The 23,116-nt window shown below is 68.9% G+C and carries 22 protein-coding genes; 6 read left to right on the forward strand and 16 right to left on the reverse strand.

Annotation, left to right across the window (positions count from 1 at the left end; genetic code table 11):
- The first annotated feature begins 6 nt into the window (after window positions 1-6).
- Window positions 7-774, forward strand: coding sequence for an enoyl-CoA hydratase (locus tag NYP18_RS07800; RefSeq protein ID WP_259427608.1), 768 nt, complete (start codon window positions 7-9; stop codon window positions 772-774).
- Here the strand turns inward: NYP18_RS07800 and NYP18_RS07805 are convergent, their stop codons facing one another.
- Genes NYP18_RS07805 through def form a run of 3 tightly spaced genes read right to left on the reverse strand, consistent with a single transcriptional unit; the run spans window position 775 to window position 3,728 of the window.
- A complete protein-coding gene (locus NYP18_RS07805) occupies window positions 775-2,256 on the reverse strand; it encodes an RsmB/NOP family class I SAM-dependent RNA methyltransferase (protein ID WP_259427609.1) in 1,482 nt (493 codons plus the stop codon). It abuts the gene before it with no gap.
- Window positions 2,253-3,200, reverse strand: coding sequence for a methionyl-tRNA formyltransferase (gene fmt, locus NYP18_RS07810; RefSeq protein ID WP_259427610.1), 948 nt, complete (start codon window positions 3,198-3,200; stop codon window positions 2,253-2,255). The genes NYP18_RS07805 and fmt overlap by 4 nt, the downstream gene beginning before the upstream one ends.
- Window positions 3,201-3,218: 18 nt before the next feature.
- The gene (def, locus tag NYP18_RS07815; protein WP_259427611.1) at window positions 3,219-3,728 is read right to left on the reverse strand and encodes a peptide deformylase; all 510 of its coding nucleotides are present in this window, start codon (window positions 3,726-3,728) and stop codon (window positions 3,219-3,221) included.
- 187 nt (window positions 3,729-3,915) lie between these two features.
- Here def and NYP18_RS07820 point away from each other — a divergent pair, with 187 nt between their 5' ends.
- Window positions 3,916-4,386: a DUF2243 domain-containing protein gene (locus NYP18_RS07820; protein ID WP_259427612.1), complete on the forward strand. Its 471-nt coding sequence runs from the start codon at window positions 3,916-3,918 to the stop codon at window positions 4,384-4,386.
- A gap of 6 nt (window positions 4,387-4,392) precedes the next feature.
- A complete protein-coding gene (locus tag NYP18_RS07825; protein WP_259427613.1) occupies window positions 4,393-5,196 on the forward strand; it encodes a cytochrome c oxidase assembly protein in 804 nt (267 codons plus the stop codon).
- A gap of 17 nt (window positions 5,197-5,213) precedes the next feature.
- Here NYP18_RS07825 and NYP18_RS07830 read toward each other — a convergent pair whose 3' ends face one another.
- From NYP18_RS07830 to pyrR, 12 genes are all read right to left on the reverse strand, one after another.
- Entirely contained in the window at window positions 5,214-7,238 is a 2,025-nt protein-coding gene (locus NYP18_RS07830; RefSeq protein ID WP_259427614.1) for a primosomal protein N', read from the reverse strand.
- A gap of 11 nt (window positions 7,239-7,249) precedes the next feature.
- Window positions 7,250-8,476: a methionine adenosyltransferase gene (metK, locus tag NYP18_RS07835; RefSeq protein WP_259427660.1), complete on the reverse strand. Its 1,227-nt coding sequence runs from the start codon at window positions 8,474-8,476 to the stop codon at window positions 7,250-7,252.
- A 126-nt stretch (window positions 8,477-8,602) separates the two neighbouring features.
- A complete protein-coding gene (coaBC, locus tag NYP18_RS07840) occupies window positions 8,603-9,847 on the reverse strand; it encodes a bifunctional phosphopantothenoylcysteine decarboxylase/phosphopantothenate--cysteine ligase CoaBC (RefSeq protein WP_259427615.1) in 1,245 nt (414 codons plus the stop codon).
- Window positions 9,848-9,962: 115 nt separating this feature from the next.
- Window positions 9,963-10,253 (reverse strand): DNA-directed RNA polymerase subunit omega, encoded by a 291-nt coding sequence (rpoZ, locus tag NYP18_RS07845; protein WP_259427616.1) that lies wholly within the window; start codon window positions 10,251-10,253, stop codon window positions 9,963-9,965.
- Between the two features lie 59 nt (window positions 10,254-10,312).
- A complete protein-coding gene (gene gmk / locus NYP18_RS07850) occupies window positions 10,313-10,894 on the reverse strand; it encodes a guanylate kinase (protein WP_259427617.1) in 582 nt (193 codons plus the stop codon).
- Window positions 10,895-10,897: 3 nt separating this feature from the next.
- A complete protein-coding gene (gene mihF / locus NYP18_RS07855; RefSeq protein WP_259427618.1) occupies window positions 10,898-11,221 on the reverse strand; it encodes an integration host factor, actinobacterial type in 324 nt (107 codons plus the stop codon).
- Between the two features lie 207 nt (window positions 11,222-11,428).
- Window positions 11,429-12,253 (reverse strand): orotidine-5'-phosphate decarboxylase, encoded by an 825-nt coding sequence (gene pyrF / locus NYP18_RS07860; RefSeq protein WP_259427619.1) that lies wholly within the window; start codon window positions 12,251-12,253, stop codon window positions 11,429-11,431.
- A 2-nt stretch (window positions 12,254-12,255) separates the two neighbouring features.
- The gene (carB, locus tag NYP18_RS07865) at window positions 12,256-15,597 is read right to left on the reverse strand and encodes a carbamoyl-phosphate synthase large subunit (protein ID WP_259427620.1); all 3,342 of its coding nucleotides are present in this window, start codon (window positions 15,595-15,597) and stop codon (window positions 12,256-12,258) included.
- A 29-nt stretch (window positions 15,598-15,626) separates the two neighbouring features.
- Entirely contained in the window at window positions 15,627-16,820 is a 1,194-nt protein-coding gene (gene carA / locus NYP18_RS07870; protein ID WP_439648072.1) for a glutamine-hydrolyzing carbamoyl-phosphate synthase small subunit, read from the reverse strand.
- Window positions 16,821-16,844: 24 nt separating this feature from the next.
- Window positions 16,845-18,206, reverse strand: a complete 1,362-nt coding sequence (locus NYP18_RS07875) for a dihydroorotase (protein ID WP_259427622.1) — start codon at window positions 18,204-18,206, stop codon at window positions 16,845-16,847.
- 8 nt (window positions 18,207-18,214) lie between these two features.
- Window positions 18,215-19,156: an aspartate carbamoyltransferase catalytic subunit gene (locus tag NYP18_RS07880; protein ID WP_259427623.1), complete on the reverse strand. Its 942-nt coding sequence runs from the start codon at window positions 19,154-19,156 to the stop codon at window positions 18,215-18,217.
- Entirely contained in the window at window positions 19,156-19,740 is a 585-nt protein-coding gene (gene pyrR, locus NYP18_RS07885) for a bifunctional pyr operon transcriptional regulator/uracil phosphoribosyltransferase PyrR (protein ID WP_259427624.1), read from the reverse strand. The genes NYP18_RS07880 and pyrR overlap by 1 nt, the downstream gene beginning before the upstream one ends.
- Window positions 19,741-19,894: 154 nt before the next feature.
- On the opposite strand from pyrR, the gene NYP18_RS07890 reads away from it, so the two are divergent.
- Genes NYP18_RS07890 through NYP18_RS07900 form a run of 3 tightly spaced genes read left to right on the forward strand, consistent with a single transcriptional unit; the run spans window position 19,895 to window position 22,261 of the window.
- A complete protein-coding gene (locus NYP18_RS07890) occupies window positions 19,895-21,301 on the forward strand; it encodes a TIGR01777 family oxidoreductase (protein ID WP_259427625.1) in 1,407 nt (468 codons plus the stop codon).
- Window positions 21,298-21,801 carry a YbjN domain-containing protein gene (locus NYP18_RS07895; protein ID WP_259427626.1) on the forward strand — a complete coding sequence of 168 codons (504 nt, stop codon included), beginning with the start codon at window positions 21,298-21,300 and terminating at the stop codon, window positions 21,799-21,801. The genes NYP18_RS07890 and NYP18_RS07895 overlap by 4 nt, the downstream gene beginning before the upstream one ends.
- Window positions 21,794-22,261, forward strand: coding sequence for a YbjN domain-containing protein (locus NYP18_RS07900; protein WP_259427627.1), 468 nt, complete (start codon window positions 21,794-21,796; stop codon window positions 22,259-22,261). Before NYP18_RS07895 ends, NYP18_RS07900 begins: the two co-directional genes overlap by 8 nt.
- On the opposite strand, the gene NYP18_RS07905 is transcribed toward NYP18_RS07900, so the two are convergent.
- Entirely contained in the window at window positions 22,262-23,113 is an 852-nt protein-coding gene (locus tag NYP18_RS07905) for a PPK2 family polyphosphate kinase (protein WP_259427628.1), read from the reverse strand. It lies immediately after the preceding gene.
- Window positions 23,114-23,116: the final 3 nt, after the last annotated feature.

A 23,116-nucleotide genomic window follows, 5' to 3' on the forward strand; every position in this document is an offset into this window, starting at 1 on the left:
CCCGCCGTGACTCCCCAGAACAAGCCGCTCGTCCTCAGCACCGACCACGAGCCGGAGGAGGGTGTGCTCATCCGGGAGATCAGGCTGAACAACCACGCCAAGCGCAACAGCCTCAACATCCCCATGGTCGAGGCGATTGAGGAGGCCATGCTCGCCGCGGTTGCGGACGGCGCCCGGGTGGTCCTCCTCCACGGCGAGGGCACGGTATTCTCCGCCGGGGCCGACCTGTCCGGCGACGTCTACGCCGGTGGCTTCTACCCGCGGCTGCTGCACATGCTGGGCACCATCCAGACCCTGCCCATCCCCGTGGTGGCATGGGTCAACGGCCCGGCGATCGGGGCGGGCACCCAGCTGGCGATGGCCTCCGACCTGCGGGTGGTCTCCGACACGGCACTGTTCCGCGTCCCCATAGCCGACGTGGCGATCGCACTGGACGAGGTCACCATCGCCACCCTGGAGAACCTCGTCGGCGGCGCGGTCGCCCGCACGATGCTGTTCACCAACGCGCCCCTGTCCCACGAGCAGGCGGTCTCCTCCGGCTTCGCGGTCTCCCAGGGCGGATTCGCCGACGCCATGGCACTGGCCGAGCTGGTCGCCTCGAAGGCCCCGCTGACAATGCGCCACCTCAAGCACGAGTTCGCCCGTACCTCCCACCGCCCCTATGAGGAGGCAGAGCGGTACGAGGCCGCCGCAGCAGCCTGGCACTCGGAGGATGTCGGGGAGTCCCGCAGGGCACGCGCGGAGAAGCGCGCCCCGCGGTTCCGGGGGCGCTAACTAAGCCCCACGGCGCAGCACGGCGAAAAACATCGCGTCCGTGCCATGGCGGTGCGGCCACATCTGGACACTCTTCTCCGAACCGACGTCCTGCATGGGGGCGACCAGCTCGTGCGCATCCACCTCGACCGCGCCCAGTTCGGCTACGGCGCGGTTCACGATCTGGCGGGTCTCCCGCAGATCCGGTGAGCACGTCGAATACACGACAACGCCACCGGGACGCACCAGCTTCAGCGCGGAGGACAGCAGGTCGTACTGCAGGGGGCTGAGCTCGGCGATGTCATCCTCCGACTTGCGCCAGCGCGCCTCGGGGCGGCGACGCAGGGAGCCGAGGCCGGAGCAGGGGGCGTCGACAAGCACGCGGTCATAACCCGGCTCCAGACCGGGATCGCGGCCGTCGGCGACATGGACCGTCACCGGCAGGCCACGGGTGGTCTTCTCCACCAGCTTCGCGCGGTGCGGGGAGACCTCGACGGCATCGACGTGGGCGGCATCGATACGCGCCAGCGCACCCATGAGTGCGGCCTTGCCGCCGGGTCCGGCACACAGGTCCAGCCAGCGACCGGTGTCCGTCCCCTCGACGGGGGCCTCGACCACCGCGCGGGCGATGAGCTGCGACCCCTCGTCCTGCACGGCCGCCAGGCCCTCCCGGACCGGTTCCAGATCACCCGGGTCACCGGAACCGAGGTGGACGGCGTAGGGCGAGTACTCCCCCTCCTCACCACCCGTCATCAGGGCGAGCTCCTCCGCGGTGATCTCACCCGGGCGGGCCACCAGATGGACGGTAGGACGCTCGGAGTCCGCACTGAGGGCGGCGTCGAGATCCCCCAGCCCCAGCACCCGGGAGAAGGACTCCGCGATCCAGGTCGGATGGGCGTGGCGGAAGGCCACCGCGGCGATCTCACCGTCAGGGGTGAGCTTCCTGATCCACTTCTCCGCAGGTGTGCGCGAGATGGTGCGCATGACGGCGTTGGCGAAGCCCTTGGCCTTCTCGTTGCCGCTCGCCTCCACCAGGCGCACGGTCGTGTCGACGGCCGCGTGCGGCTCCACCCGCGTGTACAGCAGCTGGTAGGCGCCCAGACGCAGCGCATCAAGCACCTCGGGGGCGATCTGGTTGAGGGGACGGGTGGAACTCTCCGCGATCACGGCATCGAGGACCCCCATGGTGCGCAGCGTGCCGTAGGTGATCTCAGTGGTGAAGGCGGCGTCACGTTCGACGATCCGCCGTTCGCTGAGCAGGCGCGGCAGGATCAGGTTGGCGTAGGCATCGTCCGCACGTACCCGGCCGAGCACCTCGTGCGCCAGCAGACGCGGGGCATCCAGGCCGGGGAAGGTCCGCGGGGCGCGGTCCTGCTTCGGCCGGGGCCGGCCACCCTGCTTTCCACCTTGTGGCCGCGAACGCTGCTGCCTGCCCTGCGCCGGGGCCTCGTCCTGCTTCTTCGGCTGGCCGCCCCTGGACCGGGACCGGAATCCTCCGCTCATGCGAAGTTCACCTGCTCCCCTGCCTGGAGGGCCGCGTTGCCGCGGGCCCAGTCGGCGGCGTTCATCATCTTCTTGCCCGGCGGCTGCGCCTGGCCGAGGGTCACCGCCCCGCTGCCGGTGCCGACGGTGACGGTGTTTTTGTCCACGCGGACCTCGCCGGGGACCAGGTCGGTGACCTCGGTGTCCGGGGTGACCGGGCCGAGCTTGATGCGGTCCTCGCCGAGCATGGTCCACGCGCCGGGACCGGGGGTGTGGGCCCGGATGTGGCGGTCGACGGCGAAGGCGGGACGGTGCCAGTCAACGCGGGCGTCCCCGGTGGTGATCTTCGGGGCGTAGGTCGGCTCGCCGGTCTGCGGCTGCGGCACGATCGCGCCGGCAGCCAGCCCGTCCATGGTGGCGGCGAGGAGATCGCTGCCCGAGTGGGCGAGGCGGGTCAGCAGGTCATCGGCGGTGTCGGTGGGCCGGATCGTCTCGGTGACGGTGCCCAGGACGGGGCCGGTGTCCAGTCCCTTCTCGATGCGGAAGGTCACGGCGCCGGTGATGTCGTCACCCGCGCGGATGGCGGCCTGCACCGGCGCGGCACCCCGCCAGGCGGGCAGCAGGGAGAAGTGGAGGTTGACCCAGCCGTGGGTCGGCAGACCGAGCAGGTCCTCCGGGACGAGGTTGCCGTAGGCGACGACCGGGATGGCCTCGGGGGCCAGCTCGGTGAGGCGGGCACGGATGGCCTCGCCGTCTCCGGTGCCGGCCTTCAGTGTCGTGGGGGTCAGCACCTCGATGCCGTGTTCCTGCGCGAGGGCGGACACCGGGGAGGGATGGAGGGTGCGGCCGCGGCCGCGGCGCGCGTCGGGTCGGGTGAGGATAGCGACGACCTCGTGGTCGGTCTGCAGCAGCCGTTCCAGGGCGACGACCGCTGGTTCCGGGGTGCCGGCGAAGATGAGACGCATGTGGTGGGGGTGCTCCTTCTAAGAGTTGAACCAGTCGGCGGTACGGATGGTGGCCATGGTTTCCTTGCGGTGCTCGGGGCTGAGACGTCTGAGGAAGAGCACCCCGTCCAGGTGGTCGGTCTCGTGCTGGATGCAGCGGGCCATCAGGCCGGAGGCGACCAGGGCGATGGGGTTGCCGTTGATGTCCTGGCCTGAGACGCGGACGGTCTGGAACCGTTCGGTCTCCACCGAGATGTCGGGGATGGACAGGCAGCCCTCTTCGCCGGTCTGGGTGTCCCCGCCGATGGCCTCCCAGACGGGGTTGATGATGTGTCCGCGCAGGCCGTTCTCGACGTGGGTGGTGTCGTAGACGAAGATCCGCCGGGTGAGACCGATCTGGTTGGCTGCCAGGCCGACTCCCCCGGCGTCGTCCATCGTCTCGAGCATGTCGTCGACGATGCCCCGCAGGGCGTCGTCGAACTCGGTGACCTCGTCGGACCGGGTGGTCAGGACGGGGTCACCGAACAGGCGGATGTCACGGATAGTCATGGGTTGCGCGGGCTCCTTAACGCTGATGTCTGTGGTGTAGACAGTCTACGTCTCCCCTGCTGCAGGCAGAATTCACCGGTTTCAGGCGGAGGCGGCGTGGAGCTCGGCCAGACCCGGCAGTCCACGGCAACCCCAGCTGTCGATTAGCATGGAACCCAGTCAGCACCCCGCCGAGGAGTTGCCCGCCATGCCGTCCACCGCTTCCCCGCCCCGCCCAGACCGCCACCTGGTGCTCTCGGGAGTCCTGTTCGGCTGCGGCATCGCCGGATCGGTGATTGACCTGTTCATCTTTCACCTGGGTCTGCAGTGGCACCATTTCTACGATCTGTCGACCACCCGGGTGGCGCTGACCTCCGACGGTTTCTTCCATGCCTTCACCTGGCTGATCACCGTGTGGGGCCTGTTCCTGCTGGTGGACACCCGCCGCCGGGGCCCGGTGCGGTGGGGGCACTGGACCGGTGCCGTCCTGATGGGTGTGGGATTCTTCCAGCTCTTCGACGGCGTGGTCAACCACAAGATCCTGGGGATCCACCAGATCCGCTACGGGGTGGACCTGTTCGTCTATGACCTGGTGTGGATCGGTTCGGCGGTGGTGGTCCTGTTGGCCGGTCTGGCCGTCCTGTGGTGGACCCGGGACACCGTCGCACCACAGAGGTGAGCGGTCGTGCACCACGGCGATGTGACCGGCAGTCCCGGCGACTCCTGGCTGCTGTTCGACCTGGTGTGTCTCCTGCTGCTTCTGGCATCCGCCTCCGCGTACGGGATCGGGGTGCGGCGCACCCGCGGCGGCTGGCCCTGGTGGCGTAGCGCATTGTGGTTGACGGGCCTGGCCGGCGTTGCCGTGGCCCTGGTGGGTCCCCTGGGCCAGGCTGCCCGCACAGGTTTCACCGCGCACATGGCCGGCCATCTCCTGCTGGGGATGATCGGCCCGCTGCTGCTGGTGCTCGCCGCGCCCATCAGCCTCGCTCTGCGCACCCTGCCGGTGGCGGGGGCCCGCCGGCTTTCCCGGGTGCTGCGCAGCCGACCTGTACGGGTGGTGTCCCACCCGGTGGTCGCCGCGCTGTTCAATGCCGGGGGCCTGTGGCTGCTCTACACCACCGATCTGTTCCACCTGATGCACTCCTCGGTGTGGATCCATGCCCTGATCCACGTCCACGTGTTGGTCGTCGGGGTCGTGTTCACCGCCTCCATCATCAGCCCTGACCCGCTGGCACACCGGGCCTCGCTGAGAATGCGGGCCGGCGTGCTGGTGGTGTTCATCGCGGCGCACTCCATCCTGGGCAAGTGGCTGTATGCTCATCCTCCCCACGGGGTGGCGGCCGGTGACGCTCAACTGGGTGCCCAGCTGATGTACTACGGCGGTGACGTCGTCGACGTCCTCCTGCTGGTGCTGCTTTTCCTGGGTTGGTACCCGGTCGGATCCACCCCCGCCCGACCGGTCCTGCTGCGGGCCTTCCCCCGCTCCTGAGCTTCCGGTGCCCACCACTATCCGATGTGGATCGGATCCACCTGGATGCGCAGCGGCAGGTCGTCCTTGCGCCCGGCCTTGGCCACCGCGGCCGCCTTCAGCGCCCTGCCCAGCACCGACCGTGGGCCCAACGGCGTCCGGAGCAGGATGCGCTGCGCGGGTCCGAAGCGTTCCTCGTCGTATTCTCCGGGCAGGTGCACCCCGGGCGGGAGGTCCACCGGGCCGAGCACCTCAGCGTGCTCGGGGAGCTGGAGAATCTCCAGGAAGGTGTCCAGGGCGGCGTTGGCGCCGTCGACGGCGGCCATGTGCACGGCCGGGGGGAAGCGGACGTCGTGACGCTGCGCGAGCTCGCGGACGGCGGCCCCGACCATGTCCCACCGGATCAGCGACTGCACCACCGCCAGGCCGGGATCAGCGACGATGACCACTTCCCCGCCCCTCCACGCCGGTGCCACGAGGGAGACGGCGGCCGCCCAGCGGGACAGCGCGTCCTCGGTGGCGCGCAGGTCCTGGCGGCCGAGCAGCGCCCACGTGTCCAGCAGCAGCGCGGCACCATAGGCGCCCTCCGTCACGAAGGGCTCCGCGCCCGGGGTCGCCACCACCAGCGCCGGCCCGGATGACACCTCGGGCACCACCTTGTTGCCGCCGGAGGTGATCACCCGGGTCGAGGGGAAGGCCCGGCCCAGTTCCTCGGCGGTGCGGTCTGCGCCCAGCACCACCGCGCGCAGACGGACGGAACCGCACTCGCCGCAGCGGTGGCGGGCGTCGGGGCGTCCGCACCAGCGGCAGGTGGGTACCCCGCCCTGCTGCCCGGAGCCGGTGGGCAGCCCCAGCGGCCCGTTGCACTGGCGGCAGCGGGCGGGGGCGCGGCAGGAGCCGCAGGCCAGGGTCGGGACGTAGCCCTTGCGGGGCACCTGGATGAGCGCCGGCTCACCCCGGTCCAACGCCCCGCGCAGGGCCTCGAAGGCCTGCTTCGGCAGGCGGGCGCTCGCCGCCAACGGGTCGCGGACCAGTTCGAATTCGGTGTCGGCTGCCGCGCGGATCAGGGGTGAGCGCTGCCGGATCACTTCCCGCGGTGCCACCAGGTCGTGGGCCCAGCCCGACTGCACGAGCAGCTGCGCTTCGGCGGTGCGGGAATGGCCGCCGAGGATGAGCGAGCAGCCTTCGAGCGCACTGCGGGTGGTCAGCACCTCCCGGGCGTGGACGTAGGGGGCGCGGGGGTCGACGAGGTTCTCGTCGCCGTCGTGGAGGATGACCGCCAGGCGCAGGTCCTGCACGGGCGCGAAGGCCGCGGAGCGGGTGCCCACCACCAGGCGGGCCTGCCCGTGCAGCACCGCGAGAAAACGTCGGTAGCGGGCCTGCGGACCCAGGCCGGCGGTCAGCGTGGTCACCTGCTTCGCGGAGACCAGCTCCCGCAGGGCGGCCTCGAGCCTGTCGACGTCGCGCTGGTCCGGCACCACCAGCAGCGCTCCCCCGCCGTCCTTGACCACCTTGACCGCCAGGGCGGCCAGCGCCTCGGCCCAGTCGTCGCCGGGGGCGATCTGCCAGGCCGCCCGGGCCGTCTGTCCGGCCAGCACGGCGTCGACGAAGGACTCGCCGTACTGGTACGCGGACCAGGACGACAGGTCCGGTTCGGTCACCGGCCCCAGTTCGGGCCAGGGCGCGGAGGTGTCCGTCTCCTCGGCGCGGGCGTGCCGGGAGGGGACGGCTGAGCGGATGAGGTCGGAGCGGATGCCGGCGTAGCGGTCGCAGAGGGCGTCGATAAGCGCGGCTGTGCGGTGCGGGTAGACGACGTCGGCTGAGATGACCCGCTCGATGTAGCGCAGCGTGCCCTCGTGCTCGGATGCGGTGGCGCGTTCCAGCAAGATGGCGTCGACCAGGCGGCCGGCAAAGCGGATGCGCACGCGCACGCCGGGCTGGGCGGTCTCGTCGTCCTCAGCCGCGATGCGGTAGTCGAAGAGCCGGTCCAGGTGCGCCAGGCCCAGGAGGGGCAGAACCCGCGCCACCGACCTGTGTGCTGCGGGGACGCGGGGTGTGGCCATGGACAACCACTCTAGCGGCCCAGGGCCGCCTTGAGCTCGGACACCCGGTTGGTGTGCTCCCACGGCAGATCCAGGTCGAGGCGGCCGAAGTGGCCGTAGGCGGCGGTCTGGCTGTAGATCGGTGCCAGCAGCTCCAGCTCGCGGATGATGGCGGCCGGCCGGAGGTCGAAGACCTTCTCCACCGCACCCTGGATGTCCTCGTCGTTCAGGCCCTCGGCGGCGGTGCCGAAGGTCTCCACGTAGAGACCGACCGGGGCGGCGCGGCCGATGGCGTAGGCGACCTGGACCTCGACGCGCTCAGCCAGCTCAGCGGCGACAATGTTCTTGGCCACCCAGCGCATGGCGTAGGCGGCGGAGCGGTCGACCTTGCTCGGGTCCTTGCCGGAGAAGGCGCCGCCGCCGTGGCGGGCCATGCCACCGTAGGTGTCCACGATGATCTTGCGGCCGGTCAGGCCGGCATCGCCCATGGGGCCGCCGAGGATGAAGGAACCGGAGGGGTTGACCAACAGGGCCAGTTCCTCGTCGACCATGTGCTCCAGGTTCGCGTCAGCGAGGACCCAGTCGAGGACGTGTTCACGCAGCTGCGCGGCGAGCCACTCCTGGGTCGCCTCCGGGGCGTGCTGGGTGGAGATGACCACGGTGTCCAGGCGGACGGGCCGGTCATTCTCGTCGTAGGCGAAGGTGACCTGGGTCTTGCCGTCGGGGCGCAGGTCGGGCACGATGCCCTCCTTGCGTACCTGGGTCAGGCGGCGGGACAGCCGGTGCGCCAGGGCGATGGGCAGCGGCATGAACTCCGGGGTCTCGTTGGTGGCGTAACCGAACATCAGCCCCTGGTCGCCGGCACCGGCCCGGTCATCGTCCTCGACCTCCGCACCGGAACGCGCCTCGTGGGAACGGGTGACACCGTCGCCGATCTCCTTCGACTGCTCGCCGATGGCGATGTTGACGCCGCAGGTCCGGCCGTCGAAACCGACGTCGGAGGAGGTGAAGCCGATGTCCACCAGCGTCTTACGTACCAGGTTCGCGATATCCACGTAGGACTCGGTGGTGACCTCGCCGACCACGTGGACCTGCCCGGTGGTCACGAGGGTCTCCACGGCGACGCGCGAGTGCGGGTCCTCACGCAGCATGGCGTCGAGGATGGCGTCGGAGATGGCGTCGCAGATCTTGTCAGGGTGCCCCTCGGTCACCGATTCGCTGGTGAACAGACGGATCGGTGCGGGCTTGTCGAAGGCCACGGTGGTGGTGGCGGGGTTGTCTGACACGTGGGTGGTCCTTTTCGAAAGACAGATAGAAGACTAGGCGAGGCACTCGAAAGCGCCCCGCCCAATATAGACCAAGCTGTCTAAACCAGTCAATTGGTCTCATCCCCGCAGGGTGTCCACCGCCTCGAGGATCTGCGCCGCCACCGCATGCTTGGACCCGTCGGCCACCTCCCGCACCGCTCCGTCCGCCGTGAGCAGCCAGCCCCGGTTACGCGCCTCGCCGAAGACCTTCCCCTCCCCCACCTCATTGCACATCAGCAGGTCACAGCCCTTGCGCTCCAGCTTGGCGCGGGCGAAATCCAGTGCCGAGGTTGTCTCGTCACCGGTTTCTGCCGCGAAACCGACGATGGTGGCGGCGGCGGGCACCCCACCATCGCTGCGCCGCTGGACCGTGGTCGCCAGGATGTCGGGGTTCTCCACGAGTTCCACCGTGCGCAGCGCCTCGTCGTCGCCGCCCTTCTTCATCTTCGCCCCGGCCTCGGTCACGGGCCGGAAATCCGCCACCGCCGCAGCCATGATGATCACGTCCGCCTCCGGCGCATGCTTCTCGACGACCGCAGCCATCTCCCGCGCACTGCCCACCTTCTCGATGACCGCCCCCGAGGGGGTCGGCAGCTGGTCGGTGTCGCCGGCGACGATGGTCACCTGCGCGCCCCGGTGGGCGGCGATCTCCGCCAGGGCGAAACCCTGCCGCCCGGAGGAACGGTTACCCAGGAAACGCACCGGGTCCAGGTTCTCCTGCGTGCCGCCGGCGGTGATGAGCACCTTCCGGCCCCGCCAGTCGGGGCGCAGGTTCGCGCCGTCGAGGACCGCACGCACCAGATCCGCGATCTGGTCGGGCTCCGGGAGGCGCCCCGGGCCGGTGTCCTTGCCGGTGAGCCGCCCGTGGGCGGGCTCGAGGACGATGACACCGCGTTCCCGCAGGGTCGCGACGTTCGACTGCGTCGCCGCGTTCCACCACATCTCCGTGTGCATCGCCGGTACGACGATGACCGGGCAGGTGGCCACCAGCACCGTCGCGGTGAGCAGGTCATCGGCCCGGCCCGCCACCAGCCGGGCGAGGAGGTCGGCGGTCGCCGGTGCGATGACCACCGCATCGGCCTCCTGGCCGACGCGCACGTGCTGGACCTCGTCGACGGCGTCGAAGACGGTCGTGGACACCGGATGCCCGCTCAGTGCCTCGAAGGTCGCTGCACCGACGAAGTTGAGGGCACTCGGGGTGGGCACCACCCGGACATCATCACCCGCCTCCTTCAGGTCCCTCACCAGGTGGCAGGCCTTGTAGGCGGCGATGCCCCCGGAGACTCCCACGACTATGCGGCGTGGCCGGTGCTGATCGGTCATGCAGTTGCTCCCCACGGATCCCTAGGAATACTTCAGGTACTCTCCCGACTCTACCGACGTCGAATCGACGAAGCGCCCCCTGACACATGTCAGGGGGCGCTCGCAGCGGAGTGGGCTAGTTGCCTTCCTCGTGCTCCAGCAGGCCGGCGTCGATCTCGCGCAGGGCGATGGACAGCGGCTTCTCGCCGGGCTCCGGGGTCACCAGCGGGCCGACGAACTCGAAGACGCCCTCGTCGTGCTGCTGGTAGTAGCTGTTGATCTGGCGGGCACGCTTGGCCGCGAAGATCACCAGCGCATACTTGGAGGACACCTTCTCCAGCAGTCCATCGATCGGCGGGGAGGTGATGCCCTCCGGCGGATCGTAGACGGCGGTGGAGTGGGACGTCTCGTTGTTCACGTTGGTCACGTACACCTTTTTCTGATTGAAATTATTCGTTACCTGCGCTTTCCCGCGAACGGGACAGGTCAGCGCGTAAGTCTGCCCTGCAGGATACCACTGATGGCCGAAACGGCGTCATCCACCTGATCGTTGACCACCACGTGGTCGAACCAGTCCTGGCAGGTCAGCTCCTCGCGGGCGGTCTCCAGGCGGCGGGTGATGACGTCCTCCGGCTCGGTTCCACGGCCGGTGAGGCGCTCGACGAGCACTTCCCAGGACGGCGGTGCCAGGAAGACGGTCTCCGCCTCCGGCATCATCGACTTGACGTTGCGGGCACCCTCCATGTCGACCTCGATCAGCACGGGGCGACCCTCCGAGAGGGCCTCCTGCACCGGGGCGGCCGGGGTGCCGGAACGCTGGATGCCACCGTGGATATCGGCCCATTCGAGCATCAGACCGCGGTCGATGTTCTCCTGGAACTGATCCGGGGTGACGAAGAAGTAGTCGACGCCGTCAACCTCCCCGGGCCGTGGGGCCCGGGTGGTCATCGACACACTGAAGTACAGACGGTCAACGTCACTGCGCAGGCGATGAACCACGGTGGACTTCCCCACCGCGGAGGGGCCGGCCAGAACAACCAGCCGACTCGCTAGGTTATCGCCGGACATCCCCTAGTCCTCGGAGAAGCCGAAGCGCTCCAGCAGGGCACGACGCTGGCGGTCGCCGAGACCGCGCAGACGGCGGGTCTGGGCGATCTCCAGCTGCTCCATGATTTCCTTGGCCTTGACCTTGCCCACCTTCGGGAGAGCCTCGAGCAGGGCGGAGACCTTGGTCTTGCCGATGATCTCGTTGCTCTGGGCCTGGTCCAGAACCTCCTTGAGGTTGGTTTCGCCGCGCTTGAGCTTCTCCTTGAGCTCAGCACGGGCCTTACGGGCCTCAGCGGCCTTGGCGAGAGCCTGCTTACGCTGCTCGTCAGTCAACTGGGGAAGGGCCACGGGATTCCTCCGATTCGAAAGTGAATGTGTCGGTTGTTCGGGTACATGAGTACCAGATCTCAGTGGCCTCCGCGCAAATGCCACGCGTGCAACTCACTGACTCCGGACCAGTTTAGCACCGGCCAGGGTGCGCCCCGGTCGATGTGCCGTGTTCCAGCACGTCAACGGGTTGCGTTTCCTAAAGTACCAGGTCGGGTCCCGCGGGACTCAATTCTGTTGACCTGGGAATTCACTGGCAGCCTCGACCGTGGCCGCACGCAGGGCCTCCACGGCAGGGCCGGCCCCGAGAACAGCCCGCGAGATGTTGGGGAACGCGAGCTTCCCGACACCCGCCGCAATCCGTGCGACATCCTCCGCCGACCCACCCTGCGCGCCCACGCCGGGCATGAGGACAGGGCCGTTGAGCTGCGAGAGGTCGGGTGCCTGCGCCAGGGTGGCGCCGACGACGACACCGATGTTGCCCGGGCCGTCGTGGACCGCATTGCGGCGGGCGCACTCGTCCACCACCTGCTGGGCGATGGTCCGACCGTCTGCGCCGCGGTGGTTCTGCAGCACGACGGCCTCCGGGTTGGAGGTCGCCGCGAGCACGAAGACACCACGGCCGGTCTCCTCCGCCAGGTCGAGCACCGGGGCCAGTGCCCCGACACCCAGGTAGGGGGAGACGGTGACGGCGTCGGCACGCAGCGGGGAGTCCTCCCCCAGCCAGGCATCGGCGTAACCGGCCATGGTGGAGCCGATGTCGCCGCGCTTGGCGTCCGCGACCGTCAGACAGCCCGCCTCGCGCAGGGCGGCCAGGGTGTCCTCCAGGACGCGGAAACCGGCGGAGCCGTGGCGCTCGTAGAAGGCCACCTGGGGCTTGACCAGCGCCGCGGTGTCGGCGAAGGCCTCGACGCAGCGGCGGCTGAACTCGGCGAGGCCGGCGACGTCATCAGCCAGCCCCCAGGCCGCCAGCAGGGCGGCGTGGGGGTCGATGCCGACGCACAGGCGTCCGCGGGTGGCGGCGGCGTCGAGCAGCCGGGAACCGAAGGTCACCGCTACCGTCCCGCCGTGTGGTCGAGTTCCTGCAGCGCGAGGACGCTGAGCTCATCGTTGCGCAGCGCCTCGATGCCCTGGACCGCCGCAGTGATGCCCTGGACGGTGGTCACCAGCGGAACACCGGCGCTGACAGCGGCGCCACGGATGTCGTAACCGTCGTGGCGGGCACCCGCGGAACCGGCCGGGGTGTTGAGGATGAGGTTGATCTCCCCGTTGAGGATCAGGTCCACGATGGACTGGCCCCCGGCCCCGCCACGCACGTCGGAGGCCTTGAGCACGGTCTCGCACTCGATGCCGTTGCGGCGCAGCATGGAGGCGGTGCCGGCGGTGGCCAGCAGGGTGAAGCCGAGGGAGGACAGGCGCTGGATCGGCAGGATCAGGGTGCGCTTGTCGCGGTTGGCCACGGACACGAAGATCCGGCCCCCGGTCGGCAGGGCGCCGAAGGCGGCGGCCTCGGCCTTGGCGTAGGCGGCGCCGAAGTTGTCGGCCAGGCCCATGACCTCGCCGGTGGACTTCATCTCCGGGCTGAGCAGCGTGTCGAGCATGGTGCCGTCCTCGCGGCGGAAGCGGTTGAAGGGCAGCACGGCCTCCTTCACGGCGATCGGGTGGTCCAGCGGGAGGGAGCCACCGTCGTAGTCGGTGGGGATCATGCCCTCGGCCTTCAGCTCGGCCAGGGTCGCACCCATCATGATGCGGGAGGCGGCCTTGGCCAGGTGGACACCGGTGGCCTTGGACACGAACGGCACGGTGCGGGAGGCACGCGGGTTGGCCTCGATGACGTAGAGGATGTCGTCCTTGAGGGCGAACTGGACGTTCATCAGGCCCTTGACTCCGATGCCGTGAGCCAGTGCCTTCGTGGATTCGCGGACCTTCTCGATGTCCTCCGCACCCAGGGTCATGGGCGGCAGTGCGCAGGCGGAGTCACCGGAGTGGATGCCGGCCTCCTCGATGTGCTCCATGACGCCGGCGAGATAGACGTCCTCCCCGTCGCACAGGGCGTCGACGTCGATCTCGATGGCGGAGTCCAGGAAACGGTCGACCAGGACCGGGTGGTCCGGGGACAGCTCGGTGGCGCGCTCGATGTAGTCGGACAGGGAAGCCTCGTCGTAGACGATCTCCATGCCGCGGCCGCCCAGCACGTAGGAGGGACGGACCAGGACCGGGTAACCGATCTCGTCGGCGACCTCGCGGGCCTCCGGGAAGGAGGTGGCGGTGCCGAAGGCCGGGGCCGGCAGGTCCGCGATGCGCAGCACCTCACCGAATTCGCCGCGGTCCTCGGCCAGGTCGATGGCCTCCGGGGTGGTGCCGACGACCGGGACGCCTGCATCGGCGAGCTTCTGTGCCAGGCCCAGCGGGGTCTGGCCGCCGAGCTGGACGATGACGCCGGCGACGGTGCCGGACTGCGTCTCCGCGTGGTAGACCTCCATGAAGTCCTCGAAGGTCAGGGGCTCGAAGTAGAGGCGGTCCGCGGTGTCGTAGTCGGTGGAGACGGTCTCCGGGTTGCAGTTGACCATGACGGTCTCGTAGCCGATGCGGGAGAGCTCCAGGGCTGCGTGGACGCAGGAGTAGTCGAACTCGATGCCCTGGCCGATGCGGTTCGGGCCGGAGCCGAGGATGATGACCTTCTCCTTCTCCGTCTGCGGCTCGACCTCGGATTCGGCGGAGGGGTCCAGCTCATAGGCTGAGTAGTGGTACGGGGTCTGGGCCTCGAATTCGGCGGCGCAGGTGTCCACGGTCTTGAACACCGGGCGGATACCCAGGGACCAGCGGAGGCGGCGCACGCCGTCCTCGCCGGCGAGCTCGGGCCGCAGGGCCGCGATCTGGGCGTCGGAGAGGCCGAAGAACTTGGCCTCGCGGAGGAGATCGGCGTCGAGCACGGGGGCGTCGATAAGCACCTGGCGGAAGTCGACGAGGGCCTTGAGCTCTGCGAGGAACCACGGGTCGACGGAGGAGGCCTCGTGGAGCTCATCGACGCTGGCGCCGAGGCGCAGGGCGAGTTCCATGTCGTAGAGGCGGCCGTCGGTCGGGCGCTTGAGATCCTCGAGCACGGCGGCGAGGTCGGTGGCGCGCTCGCCGGCGAAGGACTCGTCGGAGGTGGTCCAGAAGCCGGACTGCTTCTGCTCCAGGGAACGCATGACCTTGTTCAGGCCGCTGATGTAGTTGCGGCCGATACCCATGGCCTCACCGACGGACTTCATGGTGGTGGTCAGGGTGTCCTCGGCGCCCGGGAACTTCTCGAAGGCGAACCGCGGGGCCTTGACGATGACGTAGTCCAGGGTCGGTTCGAAGGCCGCCGGGGTGACACCGGTGATGTCGTTGGTGACCTCGTCGAGGGTGTAGCCGATGGCCAGCTTGGCGGCCAGCTTCGCGATGGGGAAACCGGTGGCCTTCGAGGCCAGCGCGGAGGAACGCGAGACGCGCGGGTTCATCTCGATGACGATGACGCGACCGTCGGCCGGGTTGATGGCGAACTGGATGTTGCAGCCGCCGGTGTCCACGCCGACGGCGCGGATGATGGCGATGCCCAGGTCACGCAGCTCCTGGTATTCGCGGTCGGTCAGGGTCAGTGCCGGGGCGACGGTGACCGAGTCACCGGTGTGCACGCCCATGGCGTCGACGTTCTCGATGGAGGCGATGGCCACGACGTTGTCGTCCGAGTCGCGCATGAGCTCGAGCTCGAATTCCTTCCAGCCGAGGATGGACTCCTCGATGAGGACGTTGGCCTCAGGCGACGCGGCCAGGCCGTCGCCGGCGATGCGCTTGAGGTCAGCGTCGTTGTACGCCATACCGGAGCCCAGGCCACCCATGGTGAAGGAGGGACGGACGACGACCGGCAGGCCCAGCTCAGCGACGGTCTCATAGACCTCGTCCATGCTGTGGCACACGCGCGAACGGGCGGATTCACCGCCGACGGAGGCGACGATGTCCTTGAACATCTGGCGGTCCTCGCCGCGCTGGATGGCGGGGATATCGGCGCCGATGAGCTCGACGCCGTACTTCTCCAGGATGCCGCGGCGGTCCAGCTGGATGGCGGCATTGAGTGCGGTCTGACCACCCAGGGTCGCCAGGACGGCGTCGATCGGGTGTCCCTGCTCGATCTCCTTCTCGAAGATCTTCTCGATGTACTCGGGCTCGATCGGCTCGACGTAGGTGTGGTCGGCGAACTCCGGGTCGGTCATGATGGTGGCCGGGTTGGAGTTGATGAGAGTGACCCGCAGGCCCTCCTCCTTGAGGACACGGCAGGCCTGGGTGCCGGAGTAGTCGAATTCGCAGGCCTGTCCGATGACGATGGGTCCGGAGCCGATGACCAGGACGTGCTTGAGGTCGGTGCGCTTGGGCATGTGTTTTCCTTCTTTTCCTTCCTGGTGCTTTACTTCTCGACGCCCGCGGTGCCGCCCATCAGACCGGTGAACTGGTCGAAGAGCGGGTTGGCGTCACGGGGTCCGGCGGCGGACTCCGGGTGGTACTGGACGGAGAAGGCACGGCCGTTGGCCAGGGCAACCCCCTCGACCGTCTGGTCGTTGAGGCAGACGTGGGTGACCCGTGCCGGGCCGAAGTCGGTGTCGAAGCTCTCCCCCGCCGGCGCCTCGAGGGCGAAGCCGTGGTTCTGGGAGGTGATGTCGATCTTGCCGGTGACGATGTTCTGGACGGGCACGTTGATGCCGCGGTGGCCGAACTTCAGCTTGTAGGTGTCCAGGCCGAGGGCGCGGCCGAGGATCTGGTTGCCGAAGCAGATGCCGAACAGCGGGATACCGGCCTCGATGATCTTGCGGGTGGTGGCGACGATGTCGTCGGCCGCGGCCGGGTCACCGGGGCCGTTGGACAGGAAGATCCCGTCCGGGCTGTACTGCGCCAGCTCCTCGAAGGGGGTGTCGGCGGGCACGACGACGGTGCGGATGCCGCGGGCGGCGAACTGCGCCGGGGTGGCGGACTTGATGCCCAGGTCGTAGGCGACGACGGTGTACTTCGTCTCCCCCTCGGCCGGGATCTCGTAGACCTCGGGGGTGGTGACCTGGGAGGTGAGGTCGGCTCCGGCCATGGCCGGCTGGGCGTTGACCTCGGCGACGAGCTCCTCGACGGGGCGCAGCGCGTCATCGCCGGTGAAGATACCGGCGGGCTGTGCGCCGTTGTCGCGCAGGTGGCGGACGATGGCGCGCGTGTCGACGCCGCGGATGCCCACCAGGCCCTGGGTCTCCATCTCCTCGGGCAGGCTGCGCCCGGCACGCCAGTTGGACACCCTGTGGGCCAGGTCGCGGATGACCAGGCCGGCGGCCCAGATGCGGCCGTCGCGGGACTCGTTGTCCTCGTCGTTCCAGCCGGTGTTGCCGATCTGCGGGGCGGTGGCCACGACGATCTGGCGGTGGTAGGAGGGGTCGGTCAGTGTCTCCTGGTAGCCGGTCATGGCGGTGGTGAACACCGCCTCGCCGAGGGTCCTGCCGGCGGCACCGAAGCTGAAGCCCCGGAAGGTGCGGCCGTCGCCGAGGACGAGCACGGCGGGGATGCGGTTGGTGGTGGAGGGCGTCAAGGCGTCACCTTTCGCGGAAGGGTCGGGGTTACTTTGCATGTTATTCAATCAAATGTATCTTATTCAGTCACGCGTCGCTGTCGCGGCCTCGGCGGGCACGCCGTCGACGCAGGTCAGGCGGCCGCGCAGTACGGTGGTGGTCACCTTCGCGGAGAACTCCATCCCTTCATAGGGGGTGTTCTCCGCCTTGGAGGCCATCTCCTCACCACGGGCGACCCAGGCGCTGCCCGGATCGACGATGGCCAGGTTCGCCGGCTCACCGACCGCGATGGGACGGCCGTGGCCCGGCAGCTGCACAATCTCCGCCGGACGCTCGCTCATCACCTTCGCCACCCAGCGCCAGTCGGCCTTCCCGGTGGCGACGAAAAGCTCCGCGATCACAGCCAGCGAGGTCTCCAGACCCAGCATGCCGGGCTTGGCGTGCTCGAACTCCACGCACTTGTCCTCGGAGCCGTGCGGGGCATGGTCGGTGGCCACGCAGTCGATGGTCCCGTCCAGCAGCGCCTCCCGCAGCGCGAGGGTGTCGTGCTCCTCGCGCAGCGGCGGGTTGACCCGGAAATTGCCGTCGTAGGTGTTGAGCTTCTCGTCGGTGAGCAGCAAGTGGTGCGGGGTGACCTCGGCGGACATGGGGATGTCCTGGCCCTTGGCCCACTTGAGCAGCTCCACGGTGCCGGTGGTGGAGGCGTGGCAGACGTGGATGCGGTTGCCGTAGTCCCGGGCCAGCAGCGCGTCACGGGCCACGATGGACTCCTCGGCGGCGCGCGGCCAGCCGCGCAGGCCGAGCTTCGCGGCGGTCTCACCCTCGTGGGCGACCGCACCCTCGGTCAGGCGGGGCTCCTCGGCGTGCTGGGACAGCAGCACCCCCTGTCCCTTGGCGTACTCCAGGGCCCGGCGCATCAGCTGCGGGTTGGCGACACACTTGCCGTCGTCGGAGAACATCCGCACCTTCGCCTGGGAGGTGGCCATCATGCCGAACTCGGTGAGCTCCTTCCCCTCCAGGCCCTTGGTGATGGAACCGACCGGGTGCACATCGCAGATCGCGGCGTGCTGGCCCTTGAGCCACACGGACTCGGCGATGACCGGCTGGTCGGTGACGGGGTTGGTGTTGGCCATGGTGAACACGGCGGTGAACCCGCCCTTGGCGGCGGCCTGGGAACCGGTGATGATGGTCTCGGTGTCCTCGCGGCCCGGCTCGCGCAGGTGGACGTGGATGTCCACCAGGCCCGGAAGCAGGACGTTGCCGCCGCCGTCGACGGTGCGGTCGGCCTCTGCGTCACGGTCGGCGTCGAGGTCGGTGATGACGCCGTCCTCGATGAGGACGGTGACGGGCTCGCCCTCGCCGTAGGGGCGGACGTCGACAAGCTTGAGCGTGCCTGCCTCAGCGGCGGCCAGCGGACCCGTGGCGGGGTAGTCAGGGATGGTCATGAAAACTCCTAGATTCCGGGCGCGCCGTCGGCGGCGAGCAGGGTGAACAGGACGGCCATGCGCAGGTGGACACCGTTGTTGACCTGCTGGAGGACGGCCGCGTTGCTGTAGTCGGCGACGGCGTGGTTGATCTCCATGCCGCGCAGCATCGGGCCGGGGTGCATGATGATCGCCCCCTCCTTCATCTTCGCGGCACGCGCCTTCGACAAGCCGTAGAAGGTGGCGTACTCGCGGTGGGAGGGGAAGAAACCGCCCAGCATGCGCTCGGCCTGCACGCGCAGCATCATGACGACGTCGGCGTCCGGGATCTCGGCGTCGAAATCATCGGCCACCCGTACCGGCCAGTGCTCCACACCCGTGGGCAGGAGGGTCTGCGGGGCGACGAGCACGACCTCGGCACCGAGGGTGGACAGCAGGTCCACGTTGGAGCGCACTACCCGTGAGTGCAGGATGTCACCGACGATGAGGACCTTGCGGCCCTCGACTTCGCCGATGCGCTGGCGCATGGTCACCGCGTCCAGCAGTGCCTGGGTCGGGTGCTGGTGGAAGCCGTCGCCGGCGTTGATCACCGAGGGGCCGACTCCGTCCGGTGCCACCCAGTCGGCGACCAGCTGCGCGGCACCCGAGGAGGGGTGGCGCATGATGATGGCGTCCGCGCCCACGGCGGCCAGGGTCAGGGCGGTGTCCTTGAGGGACTCGCCCTTCTTCACCGAGGAGGTCGAGGCCGAGAGGTTGATCACGTCGGCGCTCATCCACTTGCCGGCGGTCTCGAAGGAGGACCGGGTGCGGGTGGAGTTCTCGTAGAACAGTGAGTAGATGGTGCGGCCGCGCAGGGTCGGCAGTTTCTTGATCTCCCGGCCCTCGAGCGCCTCGCGGAAGCGATCGGCCTCGTCCATGAGTCCCAGGATCTCGTCGCGGTCCAGATCAGTGATGGACAGCAGGTGCTTCATCAGTCGTTCTCCCGGTTGTCTGTTCGGGTGAGGATGACGGCGTCCCGCCCGTCGATCGCCTCGAGGAGCACGTCCACACCCTCGCTGCGGGAGGTGGGCAGGTTCTTGCCCACGTAATCGGCGCGGATGGGCAGCTGCCGGTGGCCACGGTCGACCAGGACGGCCAGCTGGATGTTCTCGGGGCGGCCGATGTCGCGCAGCGCGTCGAGGGCGGCGCGGATGGTGCGGCCGGAGAAGAGCACGTCATCGACGAGGATGACCGTCGTGCCGTCGATGCCGCCGGCCGGGATGGTGGTGGGCTGGAGCGCGCGGTGCGGCTTATTGCGCAGGTCGTCCCGGTAGAGGGTGATGTCGAGGGCGCCGACGGGAACCGTCACGCCCGCGAACTCCCCGATCTTGGCTGCCAGGCGCTCGGCCAGGGGCACTCCCCCCGACGGGATGCCCAGCAGCATGACTGTTCCGGCGTCCGGTGAATCCAGTGCCGTTTTCTCGATGATCTGGTGCGCGATGCGTGCGACAGTGCGCGCGACGTCGTCGGAGCCGAGCAGCTCCACGGTCGTCGCAGCGTCCATGCGTTCACTCATCGGGACCTCCTTCCCCGCCTCTCTGTGCGGTCTTTAAAGGATGTCGGACAAAGACGAGCAGTGCCCTGATGGTGTCTATGCTTGAAGACTGGTGCTGATAGTAGCACCCGCCACCCCAGGGGTGCGCACCCCGATGATGAGAGGGACAAAGCCCGTGAGCCTGACCACAAGTCACGTCGTACCGGCACCGCGTGAGCAGGTGTGGGACTGGCACACCCGGCAGGGTGCGCTCGCCCGCCTGACACCCCCGTTCCTGCCCTTCACACCGATCCGGCAGGCGGAGAAACTCTCCGACGGCACGACCGTCCTCGGCCTGCCCGCCGGCCTGAAGTGGGTCTCGCGCCACGACCTGTCCAATTACCGCCGCGGCCACCGCTTCACCGACGTGTGCATCAACGCCCCCATCAAGGTCCTGGCGAACTGGCGCCACGTCCACGAGTTCGCCGACCACCCCGAGGGCACGCTGATCACCGACACGATCACCACCCGACTGCCCGGCTCCGCGCTGACCCCCTTCTTCGCCTACCGCCAGCAGCAGCTGATCAACGACATCGCCTTCCTCGGACGTATCGCCCATCTGCAACCGGCCGAACCGCTGACGGTGGCGGTCACCGGTTCCCGCGGCCTGGTCGGCCGGGCGCTGACCGCCCAGCTGAGCACCGCCGGGCACAAGGTGATCCAGCTGGTGCGGAAGAACCCGAAGGAGGGCCAGCGCCTCTGGGAGCCCTGGCACCCGGCCGAGGATCTGCTCGAGGGTGTCGACGTCCTCGTCCACCTGGCGGGTGAGCCCATCTACGGCCGGTTCAACGGCAGCCACAAGCAGGCCGTGCGCGATTCCCGCGTCGCCCCCACCGAACGTCTCGCGCAGCTGGTCGCCGACTCGGATTCGGTCCAGGCGATGGTCTCCGCCTCCGCGGTCGGCATCTACGGCCCCGACCGGGGCGATGAGGTTCTCACCGAGGCCTCCGAGCGCGGCGAAGGCTTCCTCGCCGACGTGGTCACTGACTGGGAGGCCGCCACCGATCCGGCCCGCCAGGCCGGCAAGCGGGTGCTGCTCGTGCGCTTCGGCACTGTCCTGTCGGGGCGTTCCGGCATGCTGCCCGTGCTCAAGGCACTGTTCTCGACCGGCCTGGGCGGCAACTTCGGCGACGGCAATTTCTGGTTCCCCTGGATCTCATTGGACGACGCCACCGACATCGTCACCCGCGGTGTCCTCGACCCCGCCTGGTCGGGGCCCGTCAACGCCGTCTCCCCCACCGAGGCACTCAACCGCGACTTCACCGCCGCCCTGTCCAAGGAGGTGCGCCGCCCCGCCTTCATCCCCATCCCGTCGATCGGCCCGGCGCTGATCCTCGGCCGCGAGGGCGCGCAGGAGCTCGCCCTGGCCAACCAGCGCGTCTCACCGCAGCTGCTCATCGACGCCGCGCACACCTTCCGCCACCCCACCCTCGACCGCGCACTCGCCCACGAACTCGGCGGCGAGGCACTCTACGACCGCTCCCCCGAGCTGGAGGCGGCTGACACGGAGGAGGAACCCGGGCAGCTAGGGTGGGACGGGTGACGACAGCACCCCGATCCCCCATCCCAGACACTGCTGTGTCCCCGGCCACCCCGCAGCGAATCGCAGAGCTGCTGGACGCCGAGGGACTGCAGCACCGCCTCGAATCCGCTCCCGTGGGCTCCGGCGATGAACCGGCCACCGTCGTGCGCACCGGTTTCATCAACGCCGCCATCGCCCTGAGCATCGACAACGACCACCTCATCTGCGACTCCATGTGGCGCGGCGAGGTGCCCACCACCGAGGCCCCGCGCGTCCTCGGCGTGGTCAACGAGTGGAACCAGACCCAGTACATGCCCACCCTGCGGTTCTTCGAGAACTCCGTCGGCGAGGGGCACCTGACCATCAGCGCCCTGCGCCAGATCAACGTGGAGCACGGCCTGAGCCGCAACCAGATCGGCGCATTCGTCATGTCCAGCCTCGACGGCGTTCTGCGCGCCTTCGAGTGGGTCGAGGGTCAGTTCCCCGACCTGGTCACCTGGGAGGAGCACGACCATGAGTAGCAGCGAACTGTCCACCGTCAGCATCGACCGCGTCATCGACACGATGCAGGGCTTCGACGTCGAGCTGGAGCGCATGGGCGACAACGATGTCGCCACCGCCAACCTCAACGACCTGCCGGTCACCTTCGCGGTGCTCGGCTCCGTGTTCATCGTCCGCGCCGACACCGTCACCGAGCAGACCCTCAACGATGCCGACCCGACGCTCTACCTCGCCGCGAACCAGATCAACTCCGTCGGTCTCGGGGCACGCGCCACCATCGTCGACCGCGCCGAGCAACTCATCGTGCGCACCGAGCGTGACGTCGCCATCGCCGCCGGCATGAACGACGATCAGCTGTCGGCCTCCCTGCGTTCCGCGGTCGACGCCGTGCTGGCCACCCAGGACGCCATGACCGCCGCCGCCGGGGAACTTGCCGAGCTGCGCGCGAAGATGGAGCAGGAACTGGGCGATCAGGCCTGATCAGGCTTTACGTGCCCGCTCTAGTTCGGCCTTGACGTCGAAGTCGGCGGCGGGCCACTCCAGGTCCATCGAACGCAGCGCGTCGAGCACCAGGTACTTCACCGCCATGCGGGCGTATTTCTTCCGGTCACCCGGGATGCAGTACCAGGGGGCGGCGTCGGTGGAGGTGCGCCGCAGGGCGATCTCGTAGGCCTCCATGTACTCGTCCCACAGCTCACGGTCGTCGAGATCCCCCGGGTTGTACTTCCAGTGCTTGGCGGGCTCCTCGAGCCGCTCGATGAGGTTCTCCTTCTGGAAATCCTTCGAGATGTGCAGCATCACCTTGATGATGCGGATGTTGCGTTCCGCCAGTTCCTGCTCATATTCGACGATGCGCCCGTAACGGCGTTCGATCTCCGGCTCCGGGGCCATCTTCCGCACCCGCTGGACGAGCACGTCCTCGTAATGGGAGCGGTCGAAGATGGCGATCTGGCCGACCGCCGGTTCCTGGGGGCGCACCCGCCACAGGAAATCATGTCGGCGTTCCTCCGCGGTGGGCGGGCCGAAGGTCGAGATCTTCAGCGACTGCGGATCGAAGGCACGGAACACGTGGCGGACCACGCCACCCTTGCCGGAGGTGTCCATGCCCTGCAGCACCAGCAGGAGGCCACCGGTTCCCGGCACCTCCGCCCGGCCGTTGGCGAACAGTTTCTCCTGGAGTTCATCGAGTTCCTCGTCATGCTCGTGGAACTCGCGTTCCCAGTCCTCCTTGTCCCACTCGAAACCGGGGGTCGACGTGGGATCGACGTCAGCGATCCGGAAATCGGGGCCGACCCGGTGGGACAGGGCCTCTTCCATCGTGAACTTGTCCATGTC

Source organism: Corynebacterium lemuris, assembly GCF_024919295.1.
Classification (GTDB): Bacteria; Actinomycetota; Actinomycetes; order Mycobacteriales; family Mycobacteriaceae; genus Corynebacterium; species Corynebacterium lemuris.